Source organism: Anaeromyxobacter terrae (genome assembly GCF_022690685.1).
GTDB lineage: Bacteria > Myxococcota > Myxococcia > Myxococcales > Anaeromyxobacteraceae > Anaeromyxobacter > Anaeromyxobacter terrae.
On record NZ_JALCYY010000120.1, the window covers coordinates 1 to 5,186 of the forward strand.

4 protein-coding genes are annotated in these 5,186 nt (G+C 74.8%); 3 read left to right on the plus strand and 1 reads right to left on the minus strand.

Annotated elements, in window-relative coordinates; translation table 11 throughout:
- The coding region (locus tag MNY62_RS25165) for a gamma-glutamyltransferase (protein WP_242347076.1) at positions 1-534 on the minus strand (534 nt) is incomplete at its 3' end.
- A 95-nt stretch (positions 535-629) separates the two neighbouring features.
- Here MNY62_RS25165 and glmU point away from each other — a divergent pair.
- From glmU to thpR, 3 genes are all read left to right on the plus strand, one after another.
- Entirely contained in the window at positions 630-2,096 is a 1,467-nt protein-coding gene (glmU, locus tag MNY62_RS25170) for a bifunctional UDP-N-acetylglucosamine diphosphorylase/glucosamine-1-phosphate N-acetyltransferase GlmU (RefSeq protein WP_242347077.1), read from the plus strand.
- A gap of 38 nt (positions 2,097-2,134) precedes the next feature.
- Positions 2,135-3,970: a glutamine--fructose-6-phosphate transaminase (isomerizing) gene (glmS, locus tag MNY62_RS25175; protein WP_242347078.1), complete on the plus strand. Its 1,836-nt coding sequence runs from the start codon at positions 2,135-2,137 to the stop codon at positions 3,968-3,970.
- Between the two features lie 409 nt (positions 3,971-4,379).
- Positions 4,380-4,988 (plus strand): RNA 2',3'-cyclic phosphodiesterase, encoded by a 609-nt coding sequence (gene thpR / locus MNY62_RS25180; protein ID WP_242347079.1) that lies wholly within the window; start codon positions 4,380-4,382, stop codon positions 4,986-4,988.
- The last annotated feature ends 198 nt before the right edge of the window (positions 4,989-5,186 follow it).

Below are 5,186 nucleotides of genomic sequence, written 5' to 3' on the forward strand. Positions count from 1 at the left end.
CTCCCTCGCCGCGGCGGGCCGGGCGGCGAGGCACTCCAGCCGGGCGCGGGCCGCGTCGGCGTAGGAGGGGGAGGCCGGGAAGCCGCGCTCGGCGAGGCGCGCCGCGGGCGCGGCGAGCGCCGCGAACGGCCGCGTCCCGAAGCGGCGGGCGAGCTCCGCGTACCCCTTCACCGCGCCCGGGACCGCCACCGCGAGGCCGCCGTCGAGCGAGCGCGCCGGCCGCCCCGCCGCGTCGCCCTGCGCGGCGTACATGTCCGGGGTCGCGGCGCCCGGCGCGACCTCGCGGAAGTCGAGCGCGTGGACCGTCTTCTCGCGCGCGTCGTAGACGAGCGCGAACCCGCCGCCGCCGAGGCCCGAGGACTGCGGCTCGACGACCGAGAGCGCGAGCGCGGCCGCGACCGCCGCGTCGGCGGCGTTGCCGCCCCGGCGCAGCACGTCCGCGGCGATCTCGCTCGCGAGCGGGTGAGCGGTCGCGACCGCGCCCCGGCTGGAGACGGCGGTCGCGGAGAGGACGAGCGCGAGCAGGACGGGCATCCACCACCTGTACCACCGCGCGCCGGCCTTTCCGGGCCTTGGACCCGCTCCACGGGCTTGATCACCAAGCCGGGGCGAGCCTAGCCTGCCGCGTCATGACCAGCGCTCCCACCCCCCTCGCCGCGATCGTGCTCGCCGCCGGCAAGGGCACCCGGATGAAGTCGCAGAAGGCCAAGGTCCTCCACGAGGTCGGCGGACGCCCGCTGGCCTGGTTCCCGCTCCTGCGCGCGCTCGAGATCGGCGCGAACCCGGTCGTCGCCGTCGTCGGCCACCAGGCGGAGGCGGTCGAGGCGGCGCTCGCGGCCGCGCTGCCGGGCGCGCCGCTGCGCTTCGCCGTGCAGCGCGAGCAGCTCGGGACCGCCCACGCCGTCCTCGCCGCGCGCGAGGCGCTCGGCGCGTTCGACGGCCCCATCGCGATCCTCTCCGGGGACACGCCGCTCCTCCAGGCGGAGACGCTCCACCGCGTGGTCGCGGCCCGCGCCGGCGGCGCCACCCTGGCGCTCGCGACGATGAAGCTCGCGAACCCGCGCGGCTACGGGCGCATCGTCCGCGATCCGGCGGGCAACCCGGCGCGCGTGGTCGAGGAGAAGGACGCGAACGACGCCGAGCGCGCCATCGACGAGGTGAACGCCGGGCTCTACTGCGCCGACGCGGCGTTCCTGTGGGACGCGCTCTCGAAGGTGGGGAGCCAGAACGCCCAGGCGGAGTTCTACCTCACCGATCTCATCGCGATGGCGGCGCGCGCCGGCGGCGTGGTCGCGGTGCCGGTCCCGCCCGAGGAGGCGTCGGGCGTGAACGACCGCGAGGAGCTCGCCCGGGCCGGGCGCGTGCTCCTGCGCCGGCGGGCCTCGGCGCTCATGCGCGGCGGCGTGACGATCGAGGACCCGGAGCGGTTCGACTGCGACGAGGGCGTCGAGATCGGCGCCGACACCGTGATCGAGCCGAACGTCCGCCTCAAGGGGCGCACCCGCGTCGGAGCGGGCTGCCGGCTCGGCGTGGGCGCGATCATCACCGACGCGACGCTCGCCGACGGCGTCACGGTGAACCCATACACGGTCATCGACGCGTCGACCGTCGCAGCGCGGGCGATCGTCGGACCGTTCTCCCGGCTCCGCCCCGGCAGCGAGATCGGCGAGGAGGCGCACGTCGGAAACTTCGTCGAGACGAAGAAGACGCGCCTCGGCAAGGGCGCGAAGGCGAACCACCTCACCTACCTCGGCGACGCCGTGATCGGCCCGCGCGTGAACGTCGGCGCCGGCACCATCACGTGCAACTACGACGGCGAGAAGAAGCACCCCACCGTCATCGGCGAGGGCGCCTTCATCGGCTCGGACTCGATCCTGGTCGCGCCCATCGAGATCGGCGCCGGGTCCTACGTCGCGGCGGGCTCCACCCTCACCGACAGCGTGCCGCCCGGCTCACTGGCGCTCGGGCGTGCCAAGCAAGTGACGAAGGAGGGGTGGGTGGCCAGGCGGCAGGCGGAGAAGCAGAACAAAGGGGCGGCCGAGGCCGCGCCGCCGCCGGCTCCAGGCGAGGGCCCGCGCGGCGGACGAGCGAGCTAGCGGGCGAACCCGCCCCCCGTGGTAGAAGGCAGGCCCTCATGTGCGGAATCGTTGGCTACGTCGGTCCCCGGCAGTGCGTCGATCTCATCGTCGGCGGGCTCAGGAAGCTCGAGTACCGCGGCTATGACTCCGCGGGCGTCGCGGTGGTCGGGCCGTCCGGCCTCGCGGTGAAGCGGGCGAAGGGCAAGCTCCAGAACCTCGTGACGATCCTGCGCGACGGGCCCCTGCCCGGCTGCACGGGCATCGGCCACACCCGCTGGGCGACGCACGGCCGGCCGTCGGACGAGAACGCCCACCCGCACTCGTACGGCGGCGTGGCGGTGGTGCACAACGGCATCATCGAGAACCACCTCGACCTCAAGGCGGCGCTCACCGGGCGAGGCCACAAGTTCGCCTCGGAGACGGACACCGAGATCTTCGCGCACCTCATCGCCGACGCGCTCAGGGACGGCGCCCGCGACCTGCATGCCGCCGTCCGTGCCTCCCTCGCGCAGGTCCAGGGCACCTACGCGATCGCGGTCGTGTCGGAGAAGCGGCCCGGCGAGATCGTCGCCGCGAAGAACGCCTCGCCGCTCGTGGTCGGCTACGGCGAGGGCGAGAGCTTCCTCGCCTCGGACGTGCCGGCGATCCTCGAGCACACCCGCGAGGTGAGCTACCTCGAGGAGGGCGAGCTCGCGGTCCTCACCGCCGAGGGGATCACGATCTACGGACGGGACGACGAGCCGGTCGAGCGCAAGCCGCGCCGGATCGAGTGGAGCGCGGTGGCCGCGGAGAAGGACGGCCACAAGCACTTCATGCACAAGGAGATCTTCGAGCAGCCGCGGGCCGTCGCGGACACGATCCGCGGGCGCGCGTCGCTCGAGCAGGGCGACGTCACGCTCGACGGGGTCGAGCTGCCCGAGGACTACGTGAGAGGGCTCGAGCGGATCGTCATCGTCGCCTGCGGCACCTCCTGGCACGCCGGCCTGTCCGGCCGCCAGATGATCGAGGCGCTCGCGCGCATCCCGGTCGAGGTCGAGCTCGCGAGCGAGTTCCGCAACCGCGATCCGCTGGTCTCGGAGCGCGTGCTCTGCCTCGCCATCTCGCAGTCGGGCGAGACGGCCGACACGCTCGCGGCGGTGAAGATCGCGCGGGCCCGCGGCGCGAAGGCCTACGCGATCTGCAACGTCGTCGGCTCCGCGATCGCGCGCGAGTGCGACGGCGGGACGCTCTTCACCCGCGCCGGCCCGGAGATCGGCGTCGCCTCGACGAAGGCGTTCACGACCCAGCTCGCCGGCCTGTATCTCCTGGCCGTGAAGCTCGGCCGCCTGCGCGGCACGCTCTCCGCCGACGCCGCACGCGAGCACCTCGAGGCGCTCCGGCACGTCCCCTCCTGGATGGAGCAGATGATCCGCCAGGAGGCGGCGCTCATGCCGATCGCGAAGCGCTGCAGCACGGCGCGCGACGTCCTCTTCCTCGGGCGCGGGAGCCAGTACCCCGTCGCGCTGGAGGGGGCGCTGAAGCTCAAGGAGATCTCGTACATCCACGCCGAGGGCTACGCGGCGGGCGAGATGAAGCACGGCCCGATCGCCCTCATCGACGAGGAGCTGCCGGTCGTGGTCCTCGCCACGCAGGAGCGGGCGTACGAGAAGACGCTCGGGAACATGGAGGAGGTCCGCGCCCGCGGCGGCCACGTGTTCGCGGTCGTCTCCGAGGGCGACACCCACGCGGCGAGCCTCGCCGAGGTGGCGCTCACGGTGCCCCCCGCGCCGCCGCTCCTCGCGCCCCTCGTCTCGATCATCCCGCTCCAGTTCCTCGCCTACCACGTCGCGGATCTGAAGGGCACGGACGTGGATCAGCCGAGAAATCTGGCGAAGAGCGTGACGGTCGAGTAGCAGCGCGCGGCGGCGCGGCCGGAGGAGGCCGCGCCAGAGCGCGCCGGGGGCCCGGGGGAGCGTCTTCGCTCCCCCGGCAAGATGCTCAGCCGCGGAACCTGGCGAAGATCGTGACGGTCGAGTAGCAGCGCGCGGCGGCGCGGCCGGAGGAGGCCGCGCCAGAGCGCGCCGGGGGTCCGGGGGAGCGTCTTCGCTCCCGCGGCAAGATGCTCAGCCGCGGCACCTGGCGAAGAGCGTGACGGTCGAGTAGTTCCTGACGGTCGCGGTCGAGGGCCCGAGCCAGCGAGCAGACTCCATCGACCGCTCGTGGTGAGCCTGTCGAACCACGTGCTGGGCCCAGGTCGCGCTCCTCCGTTGCTCCCCCTCTCGCTCCTCGCCATCCGCCGCACGGTCCGCTACACCTCGTGTGGTGGAGGGCAAGAGCCACCGCCTCTTCGTCGCGCTCGAGCCGACGGACCTCGTCCGGCGCCGCATCGCCGCGACGGCGGCGCACCTTCGCCGCTCGGCGGGTCGCGCGTCCGACGACGTCCGCTGGGTCGTCCCGGAGAACGTCCACCTCACCCTCCAGTTTCTCGGCGCAGTGCCGGAGCCGCGCGTGGAGGCGGTGTCGGACGCCGTGCGCGCCGCGGCCGCGGCGTCGCGCCCGCTCGCGCTCGAGGTGCAGGGCGCGGGCGGGTTCCCGAACGCGCGCCGGCCGCGCGTCGTGTGGGTGGGGATCCAGGGCGACGTCGCCACGCTCGGAGCGCTCGTGCAGGACCTCGGGCGGCGGCTCGCGCCGCTCGGCTTCGCGCCGGAGGCGCGCCCCTTCTCCCCGCACCTCACGCTCGGCCGCGCGCGCGACGCTCGCGGCGCGCCCGGCCTCGGCGGGGCGCTCGCGGAGGCCGCCCAGGGCGACGGCGTCGCGTGGCGCGCCGGCGAGCTCGTGCTCTTCGAGTCGCACCTCTCACCCAAGGGACCGCGTTACGAGGCGATCGTTCGCGCCCCGCTCGGACGCTCGAGCGAGGCGGGAACGATCTAGCCGGCCGATTGCTGGCCGCTCGCGCAGCCCAGGCTCAACGCTCCGGAGCCGGCGCCGGGCGCGCACCCGTGTCACCGGACGTGGAGTCGGTACCGCGGCTCGGGGCTGGCGCGGGCGCGGGCGCGGGCGCTGGCGCGGGGGCAGCCGGCTGCGGGGCGGGCGTCGACGCGGCGCCAGAGGGCCGCTGCGGCGCGGGGG

Excerpts from the sequence above, each read along its gene's own strand:
- glmU (WP_242347077.1), top strand. The coding sequence starts at position 630 with ATGACCAGCGCTCCCACCCCCCTCGCCGCGATCGTGCTCGCCGCCGGC.
- glmS (WP_242347078.1), top strand. The coding sequence starts at position 2,135 with ATGTGCGGAATCGTTGGCTACGTCGGTCCCCGGCAGTGCGTCGATCTC.